We start from the raw sequence: 19,382 nt of genomic DNA, 5'->3' as shown, positions 1-19,382 counted from the left end.
TTGCCACCAGACCCCCCAGTGCGAAGACACAACGAACCGGGTACGTATCTAGCGATCAAGGCTTGTGCGTGACTTGGATCCGTCTACAAGCGCAGGTCAGAGACCGTCGGTTCCGGGCCCGGGCGCAGCGAGGCGCGCAGGCGGGCCATCTCCCCGGCGATCGTGGCGACGGTCCAGTGGGCGTTGAGCCCGCTCGGGTTCGGCAGCACCCACACGCGGGCGCCGCCGACCTGCTCGGGCTGGGGGCCGATGACCGCCTTGGGCCGCGCGAAGGCCGTCCGGTACGCCGAGATGCCGAGCACGGCCAGCACCTGCGGCCCCAGCCCGGCCACCTTCTCCGCGAGCTGCCGGCCGCCCGCCATCAGCTCGTCCCTGGTCAGCTCCGCCGCCTTGGCGCTGGCCCGGGGGACGATGTTCGTGATGCCCAGCCCGTACGAGGGGAGCAGGTGCTGCTCGGCGGGGGCCAGCAGGCGCGGCGTGAAGCCGGACAGGTGCAGCGCGGGCCAGAACCTGTTGCCCGGCCGGGCGAAGTGGTGGCCGGTGGCCTCCGACATCAGGCCGGGGTTGATGCCGCAGAAGAGCACGTTCAGGCCGGGACCGAGCACGTCGACAAGCACGTGCCGGAGGTTAGCCCACTCCGCGGCGTGGTCAGCCCATGTCTTCCAGCTTGCGGCCCTTGGTCTCCTTGACCCATTTGCTGACGAAGAAGAAGGACAGCGCGGCGAACAGGGCGTACATGGCGTAGGTGAGCGGCAGGTTCCACTCCGACAGCGCCGGGAACGAGACGGTGATCAGCCAGTTGGCGATCCACTGCGCGGCGGCGGCGACGCCGAGCGCGGCGGCGCGGATGCGGTTGGGGAACATCTCGCCGAGCAGCACCCAGACCACCACGCCCCACGACAGGGCGAAGAACAGCACGAACACGTTGGCCGCGACGAGCGCGATCGGCCCCTGCGGGCTGGGCAGCGAGACCACGCCGCCGACCTCCCGCGACGCGCTGAACGCCCAGGCCGCGGTGCCCAGCGCGATCGCCATGCCGGCCGAGCCGACGAGCAGCAGCGGCTTGCGCCCGATCCGGTCGACCAGCGCGATCGCGATGAACGTGCCGATGATGTTGATGATCGAGCTGGAGAAGCTGATCAGCAGCGAGTTGCTCTGGTTGATGCCCACCGACTGCCACAACACCGACGAGTAGTAGAAGATCACGTTGATGCCGACCAGCTGCTGGAACGCCGACAGGATGACGCCGACCCAGACGATCGGCAGCAGGCCGAGCGCGCTGCCGCGCAGGTCCTTCAGCCCCGGCACGCGTTCGGTCCGCAGCACGTGCTGGATCTCGGCGATCCGGGCGTCGAGGTCCACGTCCTCGCCCTCGACCTCGGCCAGCACCTCGCGGGCCTTCCGCGACCGTCCGGACATGATCAGGTAGCGCGGCGACTCGGGGATGGTGGAGGCGAACAGCAGGTAGAGCAGGGCCGGGACGGCGCAGGCGCCCAGCATCCACTGCCACGCCTGCAGCCCCCACAGGTGGTTGTTGACGTCGCCGCCGGCCAGCTCGGCGATCAGGTAGTTGACGAGCTGCGAGACCGCGATGCCGAGCACGATGGCGAGCTGCTGGAACGAGCCCAGCCGCCCCCGGTAGGCGGGCGGCGCGACCTCGGCGATGTAGGCCGGCCCGAGCACCGAGGCCATGCCGATCGCGAAGCCCGCGATGACCCGCCACAACCCCAGGTCCCAGATGGCGAACGGCAACATCTGCCCGATCGAGCTGACGGTGAACAGACCGGCGGCCACCTGCATCGACCGGGTACGCCCCCACCGGTCGGCCAGCCCGCCGCCGATCCAGGCCCCGAGCGCGGACCCGAGCAGCGCGATGGCCACGACGAAGCCGATCTGGACCGCTCCCACGTCGAAGTGCCGCTGGATGCCGGTGACCGCGCCGTTGATGACCGAGCTGTCGTATCCGAACAGGAACCCGCCGATGGCCGCCGCCGCGGTGATGAAGACGACGTGGCCCAGATGCTCCTGATGGGTGTACCGAGTTGCCATACAGGTCCCTTCCCCGTGATCGGGGACCTACCCGGAGATCACCTGTGTAGCGCGGCGCTTACCCAACCTTGCCACAAACCGGACGTCAGGCCCGGGTCAGCCAGAAGACCGCGATCACGACGACCGCCACCGCCACCGCCACGGCGTACCGCAGCAGCGCGCGCCCGAGAGCGCGCCGGACGTAGCCGGGACGGTGACGGTCGGCGGTCATCACAGGCTCCTTCGGAGGGACGGGGTCACAGGCGCGGGTCCACCGGCTCGGACTCCAGGGCGAGCACCGCGAAGACCGGCTCGTGCACCCGCCAGCCCGCCTCGCCGTCCGCCAGGCGCGACAGCGCCTCCAGGCCGAGGGCGTACTCGCGCAGCGCGAGCGAGCGCTTCTTGCCGAGGAAACGGCGGCGCAGCACGTCGAGGGACTCGGTGTAGTCGGGCCCGTAGATGATCCGCAGGTACTCCCGGCCGCGCACCTTCACGCCGGGCTGCACCCGCCCGGGCACGTACGTGGCCGGCTTGACCACCATGCCCTCTCCCCCGGCGGCGGTCAGCGCCTCCCACCACGCGGTGGCCGCGGCCCTGGACTCCGGCGAGTCGAGGGTGACCGTCACGTTCCTGGTCGGCGCGATCAGCGGCGAGTCGAGCAGCGCCAGCGTGGACAGGTGCCAGGCGTGCGGCTCCAGCGCGGTGGCCCGTCCCTCGCAGGCCAGGATCTGGAACGGCGCCAGCCTGATCCCGTCGAGACCGTCCACCGGCCAGCAGTAGCGCGCATAGGCGTCGCGGAACAGGGCAGCGTTGTCGAAGCGGCGTCGGGTGCGGGTCAACAACCCACCCACATCCAGCCCGCGTCCGGCCGCCGCTTCCAGAGCCGTGACGGCCTCCGGCAGCGCGGCCCGCGCGGCGGCGCCGACGGAGGCGTACTGCGACCTGATCAGCTCGCCCGCCTTGGCCGACCAGGGCAGCAGCTCGCAGTCGAGCACCACCCAGTCGGAGCCCAGCTCCTCCCACAGCGGCTCGCAGGCCGCGCGCACCGCCTCGACCAGCGGCGTCATGTCCCGGAAGAACGGCCGCCCGGTACGCGTGTAGACCGCGCCGGTGCTGCCGTCGGCCACGCCGAACCGGGCCGCGGCGACCTCGGGCGTCCTGGCCAGCACGGCCACTGCCCGCGAGCCCATGTGCTTCTCCTCGCACACGACCTCGCTCACCCCCGCCGCGGCGAACTCCTCGAACGCCTCGTGCGGGTGCTCCAGGTAGCCGTCGAGCCTGGACGTCTCCGGCGGCGCCATCGTCGGCGGCAGGTAGACCAGCCAGCTCGGGTCGACCGCGAACCGGCTCATGATCTCCAGCGCGGCGGCCGCGTTCTGCTCCAGCACCTTGACCCGGCCGCCGAAGCGGGTCTCGACGTGCCGGGTGCCGATCACGTCGCCGACGTCGAGCATGCCCGGCTCGCGGGCGGGGGCGCCGAGCGGCTTGGTCGGCTCGTACCAGACCTGCTCGGCCGGCACCTGGACGATCTCGCGCTCGGGGTAGCGCAGCGCGGTCAGGTGGCCGCCGAAGACGCAGCCGGTGTCCAGGCAGATCGTGTTGTTGATCCACTCGGGGGTGACCGTGGGCGTGTGGCCGTAGACGACCATGGCCCGGCCGCGGTACTCGTCGGCCCACGGGTAGCGGACCGGCAGGCCGTACTCGTCGGTCTCGCCGGTGGTGTCGCCGTACAGGGCGAAGGCGCGCACGCGCTTGGAGGCGCGGCCGTGGTAGGACTCCTTCAGCCCGGCGTGCGCGACGACGAGCCGGCCGCCGTCCAGGCGGTAGTGGCTGAGCAGGCCGTCCATGAACGTCCGGGCCCGCTCGGCGAACTCGGGCGGCCCGGCGGCGAGCTGGTCCAGCGACTCGCGCAGGCCGTGGGCGACGGTGACCTTGCGGCCGTTCATCGCCCGCACGAGCTTCTGCTCGTGGTTGCCGGCCACGCAGATCGCGGTGCCCGCCTCGACCATGTCCATGACCAGGCGCAGCACGCCCGGCGTGTCGGGCCCGCGGTCGACCAGGTCGCCGACGAACACGGCGGTGCGGCCCTCGGGGTGGGTCAGGCCCTGCCAGCCGAGCTTGGCCAGCAGCGTCTCCAGCTCCGAGCGGCAGCCGTGCACGTCGCCGATGATGTCGAACGGGCCGGTCAGCTCGGTCCGGTCCGACCACGCCTTCTCGTAGGTGATCTCGGCGTTGTCGATCTCCTCCAGGCCGCGCAGCACGTGCACCCGCCGGAAGCCGTCTGCGGAGATCTTGGACAGCGAGCGGCGCAGCTCCTTGCGCTGACGGATCACCACGCCGGGGCCGAAGTCGCGGTCCGGACGCGCGGCGTTGCGCTCGATCGCCACGTCCTCGGGCGTGTCCAGCACGATGGCGTCGGCCAGCACGTCGTGCTTCCTGGCCAGCTCGATGAGGCTCTTGCGGGCGGGGTACTGGACGTTGGTGGCGTCCACGACGGTGAACAGCCCCCTGGCCAGGCGCACGCCGACGATGTGGTGCAGCAGGTCGAACGCCGCCGGCGTGGCGGCCTGGTCGTTCTCGTCGTCGGACACCAGGCCGCGGCAGAAGTCGGAGGAGATGACCTGCGTGGGCTTGAAGTGCCGGCGCGCGAAGGTGGACTTTCCGCTGCCGGAGACGCCGACGAGCACCACGAGGGACAGCTCAGGAACGCTGATCACGGGTGAAGACTCCCATCTGGGTGGGCGGGCCGACCTCGGGGTCGTCCTCGCCGACGGGTTCGACGGCGACGTGGTAGCCGTACTGGGCGGCCACCCGGGCGGCCCAGGCGGCGAACTCGGCCCGCGTCCACTCGAAGCGGTGGTCGGGGTGGCGCAGGCCGGTCAGGAACTCGTAGCGCACGTTGTGCTCGATGTTGGGGGTGGTGACGAGCACATGGCCCGGGCGGGCGCGGCCGAACACGACGCGTTCGAGCGCGGCCAGGCGCGGCGGGTCGACGTGCTCGACGACCTCCATGAGCACGGCGGCGTCGTAGCCCGCCAGGCGCTTGTCGGTGTAGGTGAGCGCGCCCTGGAACAGGGTGAGCCGGGCCCGCTTGCTGTCGGGCATGCGGTCCAGGCGCAGCTTGCGGGCGGCGATGGTGAGCGCCAGGGAGGAGACGTCCATGCCGGCGACGCGCGCGAACCTGGGCCTGGCCAGCAGCGCGGCGACCAGCTCGCCCTGCCCGCAGCCCAGGTCGATCACGCTCGTCGCGCCGAGCTCTTCGAGCCTGCGCAGCACGGCCTCGCGCCGCAGCGTGTTGAGCGGCCGCGCCTTCCGCGCCGCGCCCGCCTTCTCACCCCCGCCTTCGGTGACGTCGCCCTGGACGCCGCCTTCCGCAGCGCCTTCGCCATCGGCCCCGGCTCCGGCGGTCCCCGCTTCGCCACCGGCCCCGGCGACGGCTTCGGCTTCGGCGACGGCTTCGGCGAAGGCGGCCTCGTCAGCCGCGGTCTCCCCGGCGGGGGCCTCCTCGGCGAGCGCCGGCTCCAGCTCCTCCTCGGTCTCGTCGCCCAGCTCGGCCAGCCTGGTCAGCGCGGTGCGGGCCAGCGCCCAGCGCCGCCCGAAGTAGCGCCGGGCGATCAGGCCGCGCTCCGGATGACCGCCGAGCCAGCCCGCCCCCGCCCTGACCAGCTTGTCGATCTCGTCGGAGGCCATCCAGTAGTGCTTGCCGTCGTCGAGCACGGGGAGCAGCACGTAGAGGTGGTTGAGCGCGTCGGCCAGCAGGACGGTGCCGCGCAGGGTCAGCCGCACGTACCGGGACTCGCCCCATTCGGGGAAACCCTCGTCGAGTGGCAGCGTCTGCGCCTCCACCGCCCACCCCAGCGGCTCGAACAGCCGCCGGGCCAGCTCCGGCCCGCCCCGGCAGGGCAGCGCGGGCACCTGGATCTCCAGCGGCAGCGGGGTGCCCGGCAGCTCCGGACGGGCCTTGCAGCGGCCCGCCCGCGCAGTGCGGAAGACGTCGGCGAGCGCGACGGCCAGCAGCGAGGAGGCCGCGTACGGGCGGTCGTTGACGTACTGCGACAGGCTGAAGTCGGGCGAGTTCCGGCCGCGCGAGCGGACCAGCGCGATCGGGTCGACCTCCAGCAGGAGGGCCGCCGTGCAGCGCTCCTCGCCCGCCTCCGGATAGAACACCGTGGCCGTGCCGAACGATTGGCCGAACTCCTGCACGCGCTCGGGATGCTTGTGCAGGAGGAAGCCCAGGTCGGTGGCCGGCGTGGCGGTGGTCGTGATCGTCAGCAGCACGTCCCAAGTGTGCCGTAGCCGGACGAAGCACCGCCAACGGAATTACACGTGCGGCAGGACCTCGGCGGCGATGAGCTCCAGGTGCTCCAGGTCGGCCAGGTCGAGGACCTGGAGGTAGACGCGCTCGGCCCCGAGCTTGGCGAAGGCGCCCAGCTTGGCCAGCACCTCGTCGGGGGTGCCGCACAGGCCGCCCTCGCTCAGCGCGCCGGGGTCCTGGCCGATGGCGGCGGCGCGCCGCTCGATCTCGGCCTGGTCGGCGCCCACGACGACGGTCTGCGCCGCCGACAGGATCAGGCCGCGGCCCGCCTCGTCGGCCGCCTCCCGGACCCGCGTGAACGCCTGCCCGGTGTCGGCCAGGGTGCGGAACGGCACGTTGTACTCGTCGGCGTACGTGGCCGCCAGCCGGGGCGTGCGCTTGGCGCCGAAGCCGCCGATGATCACCGGCGGACGGGGCCGCTGGACCGGCTTGGGCAGCGCCGGCGAGTCGACCAGCCGGTAGTAGCGGCCCTCGAAGGAGTAGGAGTCCTTCGCCGTCCACAGACCGGTGACGATCTCCAGCTGCTCCTCGAACCGGCCGAACCGCTCACCGAGCGGCGGGAACGGGATGCCGTACGCGGAGTGCTCCCCGTCGAACCAGCCGGTGCCGAAGCCCAGCTCGACCCGGCCGCCGCTCATCTGGTCGACCTGGGCCACGCTGATCGCCAGCGGGCCGGGCAGCCGGAACGTGGCCGGCGTCACCAGCGTGCCGAGCCTGATCGTGGAGGTCTCCCTGGCCAGGGCGCCGAGCGTCACCCAGGCGTCGGTGGAGCCGGCGCCGGGGTCGCCGGGGCCGATGCGCTGGTAGTGGTCGGACCGGAAGAAGGCGTCGAACCCCAGGCGTTCCGCGGCCTGGGCGACGGCGAGCAGGTCGTCATAGGTGGCGCCCTGCTGGGGCTCGGTGAAGATCCGCAGCTTCATGAGGCTCATTATCCGCCCACATCGGACGGCGACCGGAAAAGCCCCGCGCCGTCGGCGAACGCTTGCTACCTTCACCAGCAACCGCTGAAAGTAGCCGATCGATCACGATGGGTGGCATATGTCGCGGAAAGCAAGAGAGTCCGGCACGCTCCCCCGCCCGCTGGCGGTGCTCGCCGCGCTCGCGCTCGCCGGAGCCACGGCCCTGGCGATCCGGATGTTGCCCGCGGGCGCCGAGCCCGCGCCGCCGTCCGGCGCCGCTCCCGTCCGCTTCGCGCCGCCGGAGCGGCCGGCGGCGGTCCGGCAGCCGCCGCGTTCGTTCGTGGGGTTCGTCGACACCGCCCGCGACCCGGGCTTCGACCTGGCGGCCGAGTCGCGCGCCACCGGCGTCGCCCGGTACGCGCTCGGCCACCTCGTCGCCGGCGACGACGGCTGCCTCGTCCGGTGGGCCGGGCCGCCGCGGCCGGCGGGCGACCCGGTGGCCGCGGGGCTCGGGCGGCTGAGGGCGGCGGGCGGCGACGCCTTCCCGGTGTTCGGCGGGCCCGGCGGGGACGACCCGGCCGTCAGGTGCACCAGGCCGGGCGGCCTGGCCACCGCCTACCGCAGGGCGGTCGGCGCGTTCGGGGCCGCCGCGGCGGGGTTCGAGATCCGCGACGCCGACCCGGCCGCCGCGCTGCGCAGGGCGCGGGCGCTGCACGCCCTCCAAGGGGAACGGCCGCTGCGGGTCTTCTTCACCCTGCGCCTGACACCGGACGGCCTGGAGGCGGCCGACCTGGCGGCGCTGCGCGCGACCCGGCGGGAGGGCGTCCGGGTGGACGCCGTCGAGCTGCTGGCCGAGATGGAGCCGCGCACCGGGCCGCAGGGGCGGCTGCGCAGGCTGGGGTCGGCCGTGCGGGCGGCGGCCGGGCAGCTCGCGCGGGCCTACGGCCTGCCCGGCGAGGAACAGGTGTGGGAGCGGCTCGCCCTGACCCCGGTGCTGGCCAGGCCCGGCGATCTGGACGAGCCGGAGGCCCGCAAGCTGTCGGAGTACGCCGTCCGGCACGGGCTGGCCTGGTTGTCGCTGCGCGGCACACCCCCCAAACCGGAAATATCCCGCATTCTCTGGAGGACCCACTCCTGACATAGGATTTTCCCCGAATCCAGGGGGTGTGGACGACGATGGCGAGCCGTGCCGCGAGCGCGCGCAAGATCCTCATCCACTGGATGGACGCCATGATCATCCTCCTGGGCCTGGTGTTCGTCACCCTCGTCCTCATCTACGCCGCGCGCGGCCAGATGGGCGTCCCGCAGGCGCTGCTCGCGATCGCCTTCCTGGCGGGCCAGTTCACGCTGTTCCCCTCCGTCCTGCGGGCCGCCTTCGACGACCGCCCGCGGCCCACGGCGAAGCTGCTGGTGTCCGGGGCGTGCGCGGCCGGCTCGGTGCTGCTGCTGCCGCACGACGAGATGGCGAGCACGGCCACCTGGCTGGAGACCGGCGTCCTGTGGGTGTCGGTGGTCGCTTTCTACCTGCCGCTGTGGGCCACGGCCTGCCTGGGAGCCGCCGTGACCGTCCTGGTCAGCGCGTACGTCGTGCTGATCACCGACCGGTCCTGGGCCGGCACGCTGATCCCCGAGGCGGCCAGTTGCGCGCTCATGGTCGCGGCCATGCTGCTGTGGCGCTGGCTGTGGTGGACGATCAGGGACGCCAACGACGGCCAGGAGGCCAAGGCGCGCCTGGCCATCGCCGAGGAGCGCCTGCGCTTCGCCCGCGACCTGCACGACCTGCTCGGCCGCAGCCTGTCGGTGATCACGCTGAAGAGCGAGCTGGCGGCCAAGTTGTCGGCCAAGGACCAGGCCAGAGCCCTCGCCGAGATGGACGCGGTGCGCGAACTGGCCCGCGACTCGCTGGCCGAGGTGCAACTGGCCGTGGACGGCTACCACACGCTCGACCTGGACAGCGAGCTGGCCGGCGTACGGTCGGCACTGGAGGCGGCCGGCGCCCGCTGCCTGATCGAGACCAGGGCCGGCGACCTGTCCCCCGCCGGGCGCGCGCTGCTGGCGTGGGTCGTGCGCGAGGGCGGCACGAACGTGCTCAAGCACAGCTCGGCCACCACCTGCGCGATCACGATCGAGGGCGGCGTGCTGGAGATGCGCAACGACGGCGTCAAGGACCTCTCCGCGGCCCCGGGCAGCGGCCTGCGCGGCCTGTCGGAGCGCCTGACCACGGCGGGCGGCTCGCTCTCGGCCGCCCCGACGCCCACCGGCGAGTTCCTGCTGCGCGCGGCGGTGCCCGCGTGAGGCGGCCGACCCGGCTGGACAAGGTCCGCTGGCTGATCGTCTACTCCACCGACATCATCCTGCTGGTGTCCGCGACCGGCTTCTACAACCTGTACCTGCTCGGGCAGAACGTCGACCTGCCCCGGCAGGTGTTCGTGGCCGCCGGCGTGCTGCTGCTGGTGTTCATGGCGCTGGCCACGCGGCCGTTCCGGATCGCCGTGCGCGGCGGACCCCGCCCGACGGCGCTGCTGGCCGTCTCCGGGGTGCTCGCCCTGGTCCTCGCGGCCGGCACGATCCTGTACACCGTGCCGGTGTGGCTGGCGATGCTGGCCCCCTTCGTCCGCCGCCGGACGATCGTCACGTTGTCGGTCGGCTGGATCGCCGTCCTGGTGGTCGTCCTCGCGCTGACCATGGGCCTGCCCGTGGAGATGTTGTCGGCGGTCGTGGTGCTGGCCGTGTTCACCGGGATCGGCGTGGGCGGCGTGCTGGCGAACCTGTGGTTGTGGCGGGTGGCCAAGGAGGCGCACGAAGGGCAGGAGGCCAGGTCCAGGCTGGCGGTCTCGGAGGAACGGCTGCGCTTCGCCCGCGACCTCAACGACCTGCTCGGGCAGAGCCTGGCCGACGTCTCGGCCAGGACCGCCCGCGCCGCCGGTTCGCTGCCCGGCGACCCGGCCGCCGCCGAGCGGGCCATGTTCGAGGTGCGCGACCTGGCCAGGCGGTCGCTGCGCGAGGTGCGGACCGTGGTGCAGAACTACCGGGCGCTCGACCTGGACGAGGTGCTGGCCGGCGTCCGGGCGGTGCTGGAGGCGGCCGAGGTCCGCTGCACGGTGCGGGCCGACACCACGGCGCTGGCCCCGGAGGCGCGCACCCTGCTCGCCACCGTCGTCCGCGAGGGCGCCACCAACGTGCTCAAGCACAGCAAGGCCGAACGCTGCACGATCACGATCGAGAACGGGGTCCTGGAGATGTCCAACGACGGGGTGAGCGGCCCGGTGGGCGAGCATGCGGCCAACGGGCTGGCGGGGCTGGCCCAGCGGGTCGGCGCGGCGGGCGGCGTGCTGCGGGCCGAGCCGACGTCCGACGGCGGCTACCTGCTGCGCGCGGCGGTGCCGGCATGACCACCCGCGTGCTGCTCGCCGACGACGAGCACCTGATCCGCGGCGCGATCGCCGCCCTGCTCGACCTGGAGGACGGCATCGAGGTCGTGGCCCAGGTGGGCCGGGGCGACGAGGTCGTGGACGCGGTCGCCGAGCACCGCCCCGACGTGGCCGTGCTGGACATCGAGATGCCCGGCATGGACGGCCTGAGCGCCGCCGAGCGGATCAGCGCCCAGTGCAAGATCGTCATCCTGACGAGCCTGGGCCGCCCAGGCTACCTGCGCAGGGCGATGGCCGCCGGCGTGAGCGGCTTCCTGGGCAAGGACGCCTCCGCCGAGGAGCTGGCCATGGCGATCCGCAAGGTCATGGCCGGCGGCCGCTACCTGGACGCCGAGCTGGCCGCCGCCGCGATGGCCGCCGGCGACAGCCCGCTGACCGAACGGGAGCGCGACGCGCTGCGCCTGGCGGGCGACGGGGCGACGATCTCCAGGATCGCCGGCGAGCTGCACCTCACCGAGGGCACGGTGCGCAACTACCTGTCCAGCGCCATGACCAAGCTCAACGCCCAGAACCGGCTGGAGGCGATCCGCACCGCCCAGCGCATGGGCTGGCTCTGACCTCAGCGCCAGTTGGTGATCCGGCGCAGCACGTACTCCACCGGGCCGTGGCGGTGGGTGCGCAGCCAGCGTCCGCTCGCCCACACGAGCACGGTGTAGATCATCAGGGCGACGCCCATCACCGCGATCGGTGACAGCCTGCCCGCGAGGGCGAGCCCGTACCCGGTGAAGACCAGGGCGATGAGCAGCGACTGGCCGACGTAGTTGGAGGCGGCCACCCGTCCCGGCGCGGCCAGGACGCGGCCCGCCGCCGGGAAGCGGCCGATCAGCCGGAGCAGGGTGGCGACGTAGGCGGCGGCCAGCAGGATCGAGGTGAGCGTGTTGACCGCGCCGCCGAGCAGCTCGACCGCGCCGGTCCGGCCGGACGTCCAGGCGTACAGCAGGCCGCCGGGCAGGCCGGCGCCGAAGCCCGCCCACTGGACGCGGGCCAGCAGGCGGGGCCGCTGCCCGAGGCCCTCCAGCAGCCTGGACTTGCCGGCCGCGAGCCCGAACAGGAACATGGCCAGCGCGGTCGGCCCCTGGAAGAGCCAGATCATCGCCACCAGCGGCGGGTAGAGCTCGGTCTGCATCGTCAGGAAGTCCAGCGGCCCGCCGGTGGCCAGGGCCAGCACGCGGGCGGCCGCCGCCGGGTCGGCCGCGGCGAGCTGCCCGGCGGCCGGGTCGAGGGTGGACAGCCAGGCGAGGGCCAGCCAGAACAGGGTCAGCGCGCCGATGATCGAGGAGCCGGCGATGACGGCCGTCCTCGGTCTGAGCCCGCGCAGGGCCAGCAGGACCAGGCCGAGCACGGCGTACAGGGTGAGGATGTCGCCGATCCACAGCAGCAGACCGTGGGCCAGCCCGATGACGAACAGCGCCAGGCAGCGGCGCAACGTCCTGGCCCGCACGCTCGCCCCCGCCCGCTCGGCCGCCCGCATCTGCAGCGTGAAGGAGTACCCGAACAGGAACGAGAAGATGATGTAGAACTTCGTCAGCACGAACGCCGTGATCGCCAGAGCCACGGGCCCGTCGGGGATGGGCATGGCGCCCGACAGCGCGTACCCCGGGTCGGCCAGGAAGCCGATGTTCGCGACCAGGATGCCCGCCAGCGCGAACCCGCGTACGGCGTCGATCTCCTGGACGCGTCCGGCGAGGGTGGTTTGCGTCATGCCCCGACGCTAGGGACGCCTGCCCGCGCGGCGCGTCCGTCCTTGGTCTGGACGGGCGTGACCAAAGGCTCAGCCGGGCGGATCGGCCGCGGCGGCGGCCACGGCGGCGTCGGCGGTGGGGTAGACCGGCAGGTGCGCGTCGACCCCGGTGATCTCCAGCAGCCGGGCGGGGGCGCCCTGCGGGGCCGCGAGGTAGACCCGCGCGTCGTGCGTGCGGGCCTCCTGGTGGCAGGCGAGCAGGGCGTGCAGCCCCGAGCTGTCCATGAACGTCATCGCGCTCAGGTCGAACACCACGTGATCGGCCGGACGCGCCCTGGCCTGCCGGACGTGCTCCCGTAATCGCGTGTGGTTGGTGGCGTCGACCTCACCGCACACCTCGATCACGGTCACGCCGGGCAGGTGCCGATGGCTCATCGTCAGCGGCGTCATCGGCGGCCTGTCCGATCCTGGGCGGCCCGCGCCTCCGGAGGCGACCATGGATGCACGATAGACAGCTTCACCCGCCCGGGGTTCCGGCAAACCGTCACGATGAGGTCACGCCTTGGCCGGGCGGCGGCGGTCAGCGCTTCACCAGCAGCGCCACGCACTCGACGTGGTGGGTCATCGGGAAGGCGTCGAAGGCGCGCAGGTCGGTCAGCTCGTAGCCCAGCTCGCCCAGCCACTTGAGGTCTCTGGCCAGCGTCGCCGGGTCGCAGGAGACGTAGACGATGCGCAGCGCCTCCAGCCCCGCGACGCGCTCCACCACCTCGCGCCCGAGGCCCGACCGCGGCGGGTCGACCACGACGAGGTCGGCGCGCTCGATCTGGAACCGGTCGAGCGCCTCCTCGACCCGGCCGCGCTCGACCCTGGCCTGCGGCAGGTCGCGCAGGTTGGCGCGGGCGTCGCGGACGGCCGCCGCGTCGGACTCCAGCCCGAACACCGCGCCCTCAGGCCCGACCGCCTCGGCCAGCCCGGCCGCGAACAGGCCGACCCCGCAGTAGAGGTCGAGCGCCCACTCCCCCGGCTCGGGCGCGGCGTAGGCCAGCACCGCGTCGAGCAGCGTCTCGGCCGCCCCCGGGTGCACCTGCCAGAAGCCGCTGCCCGCGACCCGGAACTCGCGGTCGCCCACGTGCTCGTGCAGCACGCCGGAGCCGCGGCGCGGCACCGTGCGGCCCTTGCCCTGGTCGAGCAGGATCGAGGCGGGCGCGTCGAGCTCGGGCACGCTCACGCTGCGCCGCGGGCGCGGCGAGACCACCACGGCACGGTCGCCGCCGGCGGAGGCGATGACCTCGATGCCGGCCGCGCCGGGCCACTCGTGGTCTTCGGCGGCGACCGCCTCGACCTCGGGGTGGGCGATCAGGCAGGCGTCGACGACCTCGATCTCGTGCGAGCGGTGCCGGCGGAAGCCCAGCTCGCCGGCGGGCGTGGCGGCGAACTGCACGCGGGTGCGCCAGCCGAGCCCGTCCTTGGCGCCGGGCACCTCCTCCACGACGACCTCGCGCTCGATGCCCGCCAGCCGGTGCAGCTGCTCGGCCACGACCTGGGCCTTGAGCCGGCGCTGCGCCTCAAGCGTGGCGTGCTGCCAGTCGCAGCCGCCGCAGCGGCCGGGGCCGGCGTACTGGCAGGGCGGGACGACGCGGTCGGGCGAGGGCTCCAGGATCTCCACGGCGTCGGCGCGCAGGAACCGGCTGGTCTCCTCGGTCACGTCGGCGATCACCCGCTCGCCGGGCAACGCGTGCCGGACGAAGACCACCCGCCCTTCATGGCGTGCCACACACCAGCCGCCATGCGCGACCGGACCGACCGTCAACTCCAGAGATGCCTGTTCCACACCCCCACCCTATGGTGAGCCGCCACGGGCGACGTCCTCGTCCCCCGCCTCGCGCCCCGGACAGCCACTTTCCGGACTTGAGTCACTACTGTGGGTGATGATGGACAGAGGTCGGGTGGTGCGCCGGCGGCTCGGATTCGGGGGCACGCTGCTGGCCGTGCTGTTCGCCTGCGCCTCGCTGACGCCGTCGCTGCTGCCGCGCACGTGGCTGTTCCAGGGCGTGATGGGCGCGGTCACCGGCATCCTCGGCTATGGCGTGGGGGCCGCGGCGGGCGCGCTGGGGCGGGCGGCGATCCCGTACCGGCTGCCGGAGCGGGGGCGGCGGGCCGCCTGGCAGATCATGATCGGCGGCTGCTCGGGGCTGACCGTCGTGGCGCTCTGGTACAGCATCGACTGGCAGCGCGACGTGCGGGCGCTCATGGGCATGGACACCCGGATCACCTGGTTCCCGCCGGTGATCCTCGCGGTGGCGGTCACGCTCTTCGCGCTGTGCCTGCTGCTGGCCCGTCTCGTCCGGCTGGCCGGGCGCGGGCTGATCGACTGGCTCGACCGGTACGTCCCCGCCTACGTGGGCCACATCGCCGGCGTGCTGATCGTCGCCTCCGTGGTCGCGGTGCTCGCCGACGACGTGCTGTTCTCGGGGTTCCTCAACACGATGAGCGACGTCTCCTCGGTCACCAACCAGGGCACCCATCCGGGCGTGCGCCGGCCCGGCTCGGCCAAGGTGTCCGGCGGGCCCGGGTCGCTGGTGGCCTGGGACTCCCTGGGCCGCGAGGGCCGCCGCTTCACCGGCACCGCCTCCACGGTCTCCGAGCTGACCGCCTTCTCCGGCCGGCCGGCGACCGAGCCCATCCGCGTGTACGTCGGCCTCGGCGCCACCTCCTCGCCCCGGCAGCAGGCCGCGGTGGCCGTACGGGAGCTGGAACGGACGGGCGGCTTCGGCCGTCCGGTGCTCGCGGTGCTCGGCACGACCGGCACCGGCTGGGTCGACCAGCACATCGCCGACTCGCTGGAGTTCATGTACAACGGCGACACCGCCATGGTCGCGGTGCAGTACTCCTACCTGCCGAGCTGGGTGTCGTTCCTGGCCGACCGGCACAAGGCGGCGGCCGCCGGGCGGGCCCTGTTCGAGGCGGTGCGCGCCAGGTGGGACCGGCTCCCGCCCGGCCACCGGCCCCGGCTGCTGGTCGCCGGTGAGAGCCTCGGCTCCTACGAGCTGGAGAACGCCTTCCGCGACCTGACCGACCTGGTCGCCCGGACCGACGGCGCGCTGTTCGTCGGCCCGCCCAACGCCAACCACATCTGGGACCACCTCACCGCCCACCGCGATCCCGGCACCCCCGTCTGGCGGCCGGTCTACCAGGGCGGCAGGACGGCCCGCTTCGCCCAGCACCCGGCCGACCTGTGGCGTCCCCGGAGCCCGTGGCCGCCGCCGCGCGTGGTCTACCTGCAGAACGCCACCGACCCCGTCGTGTGGTGGTCGCCCACGCTGATCTACCACCGGCCTGCCTGGCTGGAGGGCCCGCGGGGGCCCGGGGTGAACCCGCAGATGAACTGGTTCCCGCTGGTGACGTTCTGGCAGGTGCTGGTGGACATGACGGCGGCGATGTCCGTGCCGCCCGGCCACGGCCACCGCTACGGCGCCAACATCGTGGACGGGTGGGCCGCCGTCGCCGCGCCGCCGGGCTGGACGGCCTCCGAGACGTGGCGGCTGCGGACGCTGGTCAGCGTGCCTTGATCTCCCCCTCGTCCTTGACGGTCTGGTGCCAGGGACGGCGCACCGCGCCCGGCGCGTACGGCTCGGGCCGGCCCTTGAGCCGGTCGGAGGAGTGGAGCTGCCAGGGCACGCTGGTCACCATGACGCCCGGCTTGAACAGCAGCCTGGCCTTCAGCCGCAGCGCGCTCTGGTTGTGCAGCAGGTGCTCCCACCAGTGGCCGACGACGTACTCGGGGATGAAGACGGTGACCACGTCGCGCGGCGAGCGGCGGCGCAGGGTCTTGACGTAGTCGAGGATGGGCTGGGTGATCTCGCGGTAGGGCGAGTCGAGCATCTTGAGCGGCACCGGGATGCCGCGCCGCTCCCACTCCTCCTGCAGCTGGCGCGCCTCCTCGCCCTCGACGCCGACCGTGATCGCCTCCAGCGAGGACGGCCGGGTGGCGCGGGCGTAGGCGAGCGCCCGCATGGTCGGCTTGTGGATCTTGGAGACCAGCACGATCGCGTGGTTGCGGGCCGGCAGCATGGCGGGCTCGTAGTCGTCGGTGATCTCCAGCTCGGTCGCGACCTTGTCGTAGTGGCGGCGGATGCCCTTCATCATGAGGAACAGCACCGGCATCGCGATGACCACGATCCACGCCCCGACCAGGAACTTGGTCAGCAGCACGACGATCAGCACCAGGCCGGTCATGATGGCGCCGAAGAAGTTGATCACGCGCGAGCGGTGCATCTGGTGGCGGACCTGGCGGTCGGTCTCCGTCTTCAGGTGACGGGTCCAGTGGATGACCATGCCGGTCTGGCTGAGCGTGAAGGAGACGAACACGCCGACGATGTAGAGGTTGAGCAGGCGGCTGACGTCGGCCTGGAAGCCCCACAGCAGCAGGCAGGCGCCGAGGGCCAGGATGATGATGCCGTTGGAGAAGGCCAGGCGGTCGCCGCGGGTGTGGAGCTGGCGCGGCAGGTAGCGGTCCTGGGCGAGGATCGAGCCGAGCACGGGGAAGCCGTTGAAGGCGGTGTTCGCGGCCAGGAACAGGATGAGCGCGGTCACCGCGGAGATCACCACGAACGGCAGCGAGCCGCCGCCGAACACCGCGTCGGCCACCTGCGAGATGATCGGCTGCTGGTAGTAGCCCTCGCCGACCGGGGTGCCGTCGGGCCTGAGCAGGTCGTGGGCGACGACGCTCGGCTCGGCCACCCGCACGCCGGAGGCCAGCCCCAGCGCGATGATGCCGCCGAACATGGTGATGGCGATCAGGCCCATCATGAGCAGGGTCGTGGCGGCGTTCTTGCTCTTGGGCTTGCGGAAGGCGGGCACGCCGTTGCTGATGGCCTCGACGCCGGTCAGTGCGGCGCAGCCGGAGGAGAAGGCGCGCAGGATCAGGAAGGCCGCGGCGAAGGAGGCCAGGTTCGTCTGCTCGGGCCGGATGGTGAACCCGGCGCTGGGGGCCTGCAGCTCGTCGCCGAACACCAGCAGCCGGATGCCGCCCCAGGCGACCAGGCCGATCACCGCGAACATGAACGCGTACGTGGGGACGGCGAAGGCGGCGCCGGACTCGCGGATGCCGCGCAGGTTGACCACCGTGAGCAGGATCACGATGATGATGGCGATCGCGGGCCGGTGCTCGGCCACGAACGGGATGGTCGCGCCGACGTAGTCGACGCCGTTGGCCACCGACACGGCGACGGTCAGCACGTAGTCGACCATGAGGGCGCTGGCGACGGTGAGCCCCGCGTTCTTGCCCAGGTTGGTGGTGGCCACCTCGTAGTCGCCGCCGCCGCTCGGATAGGCGTGCACGTTCTGCCGGTACGACGCCACGACCGTGAGCATCACCACCACGACGGCGACGGCGATCCACGGACTGTAGGAATAGAACGAGACGCCCGCCAGCGACAGGATGACCAAAATCTCCTGCGGGGCGTAGGCCACCGAGGACAGCGCGTCACTGGCGAAGACCGGCAGGGCGATGCGTTTGGGCAGGAGTTGCTCGTGGAGCTGCCCGCTTCGCAGGGCACGTCCCACGAGCACGCGTTTGACAAGATCCGTTACCTTCGCCACGTAACGAGATGCTAGCCGCATGCCGATGCCCTAAACGCGGCGCTCCCCCATCGGGCCATACTGGTGTCGAGCAACCGGCCGACCGCGAAGTGCGGGGGAGTATGCATATTGTGATCATGGGATGCGGCAGGGTCGGTTCGACCCTCGCCCACATCCTCGAGGACAGCGGCCATTCCGTCGCCATCATCGACCGTGACCCGCAGGCGTTCCGCCGCCTGCGCGCGGGGTTCCGGGGGCGGCGGGTGACGGGCGTCGGCTTCGATCGCGACGTGCTCACCGAGGCCGGCATCGAGTCGGCGGCCGCCTACGTCGCCGTCTCCAGCGGCGACAACTCCAACATCATCTCCGCGCGCGTGGCCCGCGAGACGTTCGGCGTCGACAACGTGGTGGCCCGCATCTACGACCCCCGGCGTGCCGAGGTCTACCAGCGGCTGGGCATCCCCACGGTGGCCACCGTCCGCTGGACGGCCGACCAGATCCTGCGCCGCATCCTCCCCGAGGGCGCCGAGCCGCTGTGGCGCGACCCCACGGGCACGGTCGTGCTGGCCGAGGTGGCCGCCAACCAGGCCTGGATCGCCACCCGCGTCGTCGACCTGGAGAGCCGGGCCGGCGCCCGCGTGGCCTTCATCAACCGCATGGGCGAGGCCCTGACCATCACGGACGAGACCGTGGTGCAGGAGGGCGACCTGCTCCACGTCATCGCGGCCGAGAACGACATGGACCGGATCAACAAGGTGCTCGCCGCGGCGCCGGAACAGGACGACTGATGCGCATCGCCATCGCCGGCGCGGGCGCCGTGGGCCGTTCCATCGCCTCCGAGCTGCTGGAGAACGGCCACGAGGTCCTGCTCATCGACGTCGACCCGCGGGCGATCAAGATCGACAGCGTGCCGCGCGCCGAGTGGCTGCTCGCCGACGCGTGCGAGATCGCCTCGCTCGACGAGGCCGGCCTCGGCAACTGCCACGTCGTGGTGGCCTCCTCCGGCGACGACAAGGTCAACCTCGTGGTGTCGCTGCTGGCCAAGACCGAGTACGGCGTGCCGCGCGTGGTGGCCCGCATCAACCACCCCAACAACGAGTGGCTGTTCAACGAGTCGTGGGGCGTCGACGTCGCCGTCTCGACGCCGCGGCTGCTGAGCGCGCTGGTGGAGGAGGCGGTCAGCGTCGGCGACCTGGTGCGGCTGATGACGTTCCGCCAGGGCCAGGCCAACCTGGTCGAGCTGACGCTGGCCGAGGACGCCCCGGTGGTGGGCCAGCGCGCCGGGTCGGTGCCGTGGCCGGTCGACTCCGCGCTGGTGGCGATCCTGCGCGAGGGCCGGGTGCTGGTGCCCACCGCCGACGACCCCCTGGAGGCCGGCGACGAGCTGCTGTTCGTGGCCAGCCAGGAGGTCGAGGAGGAGCTCGCCCACCTGCTCTCGCAGCGCTGAG

Annotated in this window: 17 protein-coding genes; 7 read left to right on the top strand and 10 right to left on the bottom strand. The window is 72.7% G+C overall.

From position 1 onward, the window contains the following. Positions 1-83 precede the first annotated feature (83 nt). From mug to ACFYUV_RS02080, 6 genes are all read right to left on the bottom strand, one after another. Positions 84-617 carry a G/U mismatch-specific DNA glycosylase gene (gene mug / locus ACFYUV_RS02105; protein ID WP_387663979.1) on the bottom strand — a complete coding sequence of 178 codons (534 nt, stop codon included), beginning with the start codon at positions 615-617 and terminating at the stop codon, positions 84-86. 31 nt (positions 618-648) lie between these two features. Continuing rightward, positions 649-2,049: a sugar porter family MFS transporter gene (locus ACFYUV_RS02100; RefSeq protein ID WP_387663977.1), complete on the bottom strand. Its 1,401-nt coding sequence runs from the start codon at positions 2,047-2,049 to the stop codon at positions 649-651. Positions 2,050-2,134: 85 nt separating this feature from the next. Then, complete coding sequence (locus ACFYUV_RS02095) at positions 2,135-2,260, bottom strand: hypothetical protein (RefSeq protein WP_387663975.1); 126 nt, start codon at positions 2,258-2,260, stop codon at positions 2,135-2,137. Positions 2,261-2,285: 25 nt separating this feature from the next. Beyond that, positions 2,286-4,745 carry a polynucleotide kinase-phosphatase gene (locus ACFYUV_RS02090; RefSeq protein WP_387663973.1) on the bottom strand — a complete coding sequence of 820 codons (2,460 nt, stop codon included), beginning with the start codon at positions 4,743-4,745 and terminating at the stop codon, positions 2,286-2,288. Continuing rightward, entirely contained in the window at positions 4,729-6,306 is a 1,578-nt protein-coding gene (locus ACFYUV_RS02085) for a 3' terminal RNA ribose 2'-O-methyltransferase Hen1 (RefSeq protein WP_387663971.1), read from the bottom strand. The genes ACFYUV_RS02090 and ACFYUV_RS02085 overlap by 17 nt, the downstream gene beginning before the upstream one ends. A 42-nt stretch (positions 6,307-6,348) precedes the next feature. Further along, positions 6,349-7,263 (bottom strand): LLM class F420-dependent oxidoreductase, encoded by a 915-nt coding sequence (locus tag ACFYUV_RS02080; protein WP_358284659.1) that lies wholly within the window; start codon positions 7,261-7,263, stop codon positions 6,349-6,351. A gap of 118 nt (positions 7,264-7,381) precedes the next feature. On the opposite strand from ACFYUV_RS02080, the gene ACFYUV_RS02075 reads away from it, so the two are divergent. From ACFYUV_RS02075 to ACFYUV_RS02060, 4 genes are read left to right on the top strand one after another with little or no spacing between them, the layout of a single operon-like run. Next, the gene (locus tag ACFYUV_RS02075) at positions 7,382-8,380 is read left to right on the top strand and encodes a hypothetical protein (RefSeq protein WP_387663969.1); all 999 of its coding nucleotides are present in this window, start codon (positions 7,382-7,384) and stop codon (positions 8,378-8,380) included. Positions 8,381-8,418: 38 nt separating this feature from the next. Further along, positions 8,419-9,537 (top strand): sensor histidine kinase, encoded by a 1,119-nt coding sequence (locus ACFYUV_RS02070; protein WP_387663967.1) that lies wholly within the window; start codon positions 8,419-8,421, stop codon positions 9,535-9,537. Beyond that, positions 9,534-10,634 carry a sensor histidine kinase gene (locus ACFYUV_RS02065; protein ID WP_387663965.1) on the top strand — a complete coding sequence of 367 codons (1,101 nt, stop codon included), beginning with the start codon at positions 9,534-9,536 and terminating at the stop codon, positions 10,632-10,634. Before ACFYUV_RS02070 ends, ACFYUV_RS02065 begins: the two co-directional genes overlap by 4 nt. Next, on the top strand, positions 10,631-11,230 hold the full coding sequence (locus tag ACFYUV_RS02060; RefSeq protein WP_125646369.1) for a response regulator transcription factor: 600 nt from the start codon (positions 10,631-10,633) through the stop codon (positions 11,228-11,230). The genes ACFYUV_RS02065 and ACFYUV_RS02060 overlap by 4 nt, the downstream gene beginning before the upstream one ends. A 2-nt stretch (positions 11,231-11,232) precedes the next feature. Here the strand turns inward: ACFYUV_RS02060 and ACFYUV_RS02055 are convergent, their stop codons facing one another. The 3 genes from ACFYUV_RS02055 to ACFYUV_RS02045 all read right to left on the bottom strand — a co-directional run bounded on the left by ACFYUV_RS02055 (position 11,233) and on the right by ACFYUV_RS02045 (position 14,164). Beyond that, positions 11,233-12,375: a DUF418 domain-containing protein gene (locus ACFYUV_RS02055; protein ID WP_387663963.1), complete on the bottom strand. Its 1,143-nt coding sequence runs from the start codon at positions 12,373-12,375 to the stop codon at positions 11,233-11,235. 69 nt (positions 12,376-12,444) lie between these two features. Beyond that, positions 12,445-12,852 carry an STAS domain-containing protein gene (locus ACFYUV_RS02050; protein WP_387663961.1) on the bottom strand — a complete coding sequence of 136 codons (408 nt, stop codon included), beginning with the start codon at positions 12,850-12,852 and terminating at the stop codon, positions 12,445-12,447. Between the two features lie 82 nt (positions 12,853-12,934). Next, entirely contained in the window at positions 12,935-14,164 is a 1,230-nt protein-coding gene (locus tag ACFYUV_RS02045; protein ID WP_358285960.1) for a class I SAM-dependent RNA methyltransferase, read from the bottom strand. Between the two features lie 118 nt (positions 14,165-14,282). Here ACFYUV_RS02045 and ACFYUV_RS02040 point away from each other — a divergent pair, with 118 nt between their 5' ends. Next, positions 14,283-15,923 (top strand): alpha/beta hydrolase, encoded by a 1,641-nt coding sequence (locus ACFYUV_RS02040; RefSeq protein WP_387663959.1) that lies wholly within the window; start codon positions 14,283-14,285, stop codon positions 15,921-15,923. Here the strand turns inward: ACFYUV_RS02040 and ACFYUV_RS02035 are convergent. After that, positions 15,910-17,976: an APC family permease gene (locus ACFYUV_RS02035; RefSeq protein ID WP_387663957.1), complete on the bottom strand. Its 2,067-nt coding sequence runs from the start codon at positions 17,974-17,976 to the stop codon at positions 15,910-15,912. The genes ACFYUV_RS02040 and ACFYUV_RS02035 overlap by 14 nt on opposite strands. Positions 17,977-18,056: 80 nt before the next feature. Here ACFYUV_RS02035 and ACFYUV_RS02030 point away from each other — a divergent pair, with 80 nt between their 5' ends. Beyond that, positions 18,057-18,722 (top strand): TrkA family potassium uptake protein, encoded by a 666-nt coding sequence (locus ACFYUV_RS02030; protein ID WP_352324052.1) that lies wholly within the window; start codon positions 18,057-18,059, stop codon positions 18,720-18,722. Continuing rightward, positions 18,722-19,381, top strand: a complete 660-nt coding sequence (locus ACFYUV_RS02025) for a TrkA family potassium uptake protein (protein ID WP_352324051.1) — start codon at positions 18,722-18,724, stop codon at positions 19,379-19,381. Before ACFYUV_RS02030 ends, ACFYUV_RS02025 begins: the two co-directional genes overlap by 1 nt. Position 19,382: the final 1 nt, after the last annotated feature.

The sequence above is a fragment of the Nonomuraea sp. NPDC003560 genome (assembly GCF_042878785.1).
Lineage (GTDB): Bacteria > Actinomycetota > Actinomycetes > Streptosporangiales > Streptosporangiaceae > Nonomuraea.
Note: the sequence above shows the minus strand (reverse complement) of the source record. Positions and strands in the feature narration are given on the sequence as shown.

Coding starts and splice junctions, on each gene's coding strand:
- ACFYUV_RS02100 (WP_387663977.1), bottom strand. CDS start 2,049: ATGGCAACTCGGTACACCCATCAGGAGCATCTGGGCCACGTCGTCTTC.
- ACFYUV_RS02095 (WP_387663975.1), bottom strand. CDS start 2,260: ATGACCGCCGACCGTCACCGTCCCGGCTACGTCCGGCGCGCTCTCGGG.
- ACFYUV_RS02080 (WP_358284659.1), bottom strand. CDS start 7,263: ATGAAGCTGCGGATCTTCACCGAGCCCCAGCAGGGCGCCACCTATGAC.
- ACFYUV_RS02075 (WP_387663969.1), top strand. CDS start 7,382: ATGTCGCGGAAAGCAAGAGAGTCCGGCACGCTCCCCCGCCCGCTGGCG.
- ACFYUV_RS02070 (WP_387663967.1), top strand. CDS start 8,419: ATGGCGAGCCGTGCCGCGAGCGCGCGCAAGATCCTCATCCACTGGATG.
- ACFYUV_RS02060 (WP_125646369.1), top strand. CDS start 10,631: ATGACCACCCGCGTGCTGCTCGCCGACGACGAGCACCTGATCCGCGGC.
- ACFYUV_RS02055 (WP_387663963.1), bottom strand. CDS start 12,375: ATGACGCAAACCACCCTCGCCGGACGCGTCCAGGAGATCGACGCCGTA.
- ACFYUV_RS02050 (WP_387663961.1), bottom strand. CDS start 12,852: ATGGTCGCCTCCGGAGGCGCGGGCCGCCCAGGATCGGACAGGCCGCCG.
- ACFYUV_RS02040 (WP_387663959.1), top strand. CDS start 14,283: ATGATGGACAGAGGTCGGGTGGTGCGCCGGCGGCTCGGATTCGGGGGC.
- ACFYUV_RS02035 (WP_387663957.1), bottom strand. CDS start 17,976: ATGCGGCTAGCATCTCGTTACGTGGCGAAGGTAACGGATCTTGTCAAA.
- ACFYUV_RS02030 (WP_352324052.1), top strand. CDS start 18,057: ATGCATATTGTGATCATGGGATGCGGCAGGGTCGGTTCGACCCTCGCC.
- ACFYUV_RS02025 (WP_352324051.1), top strand. CDS start 18,722: ATGCGCATCGCCATCGCCGGCGCGGGCGCCGTGGGCCGTTCCATCGCC.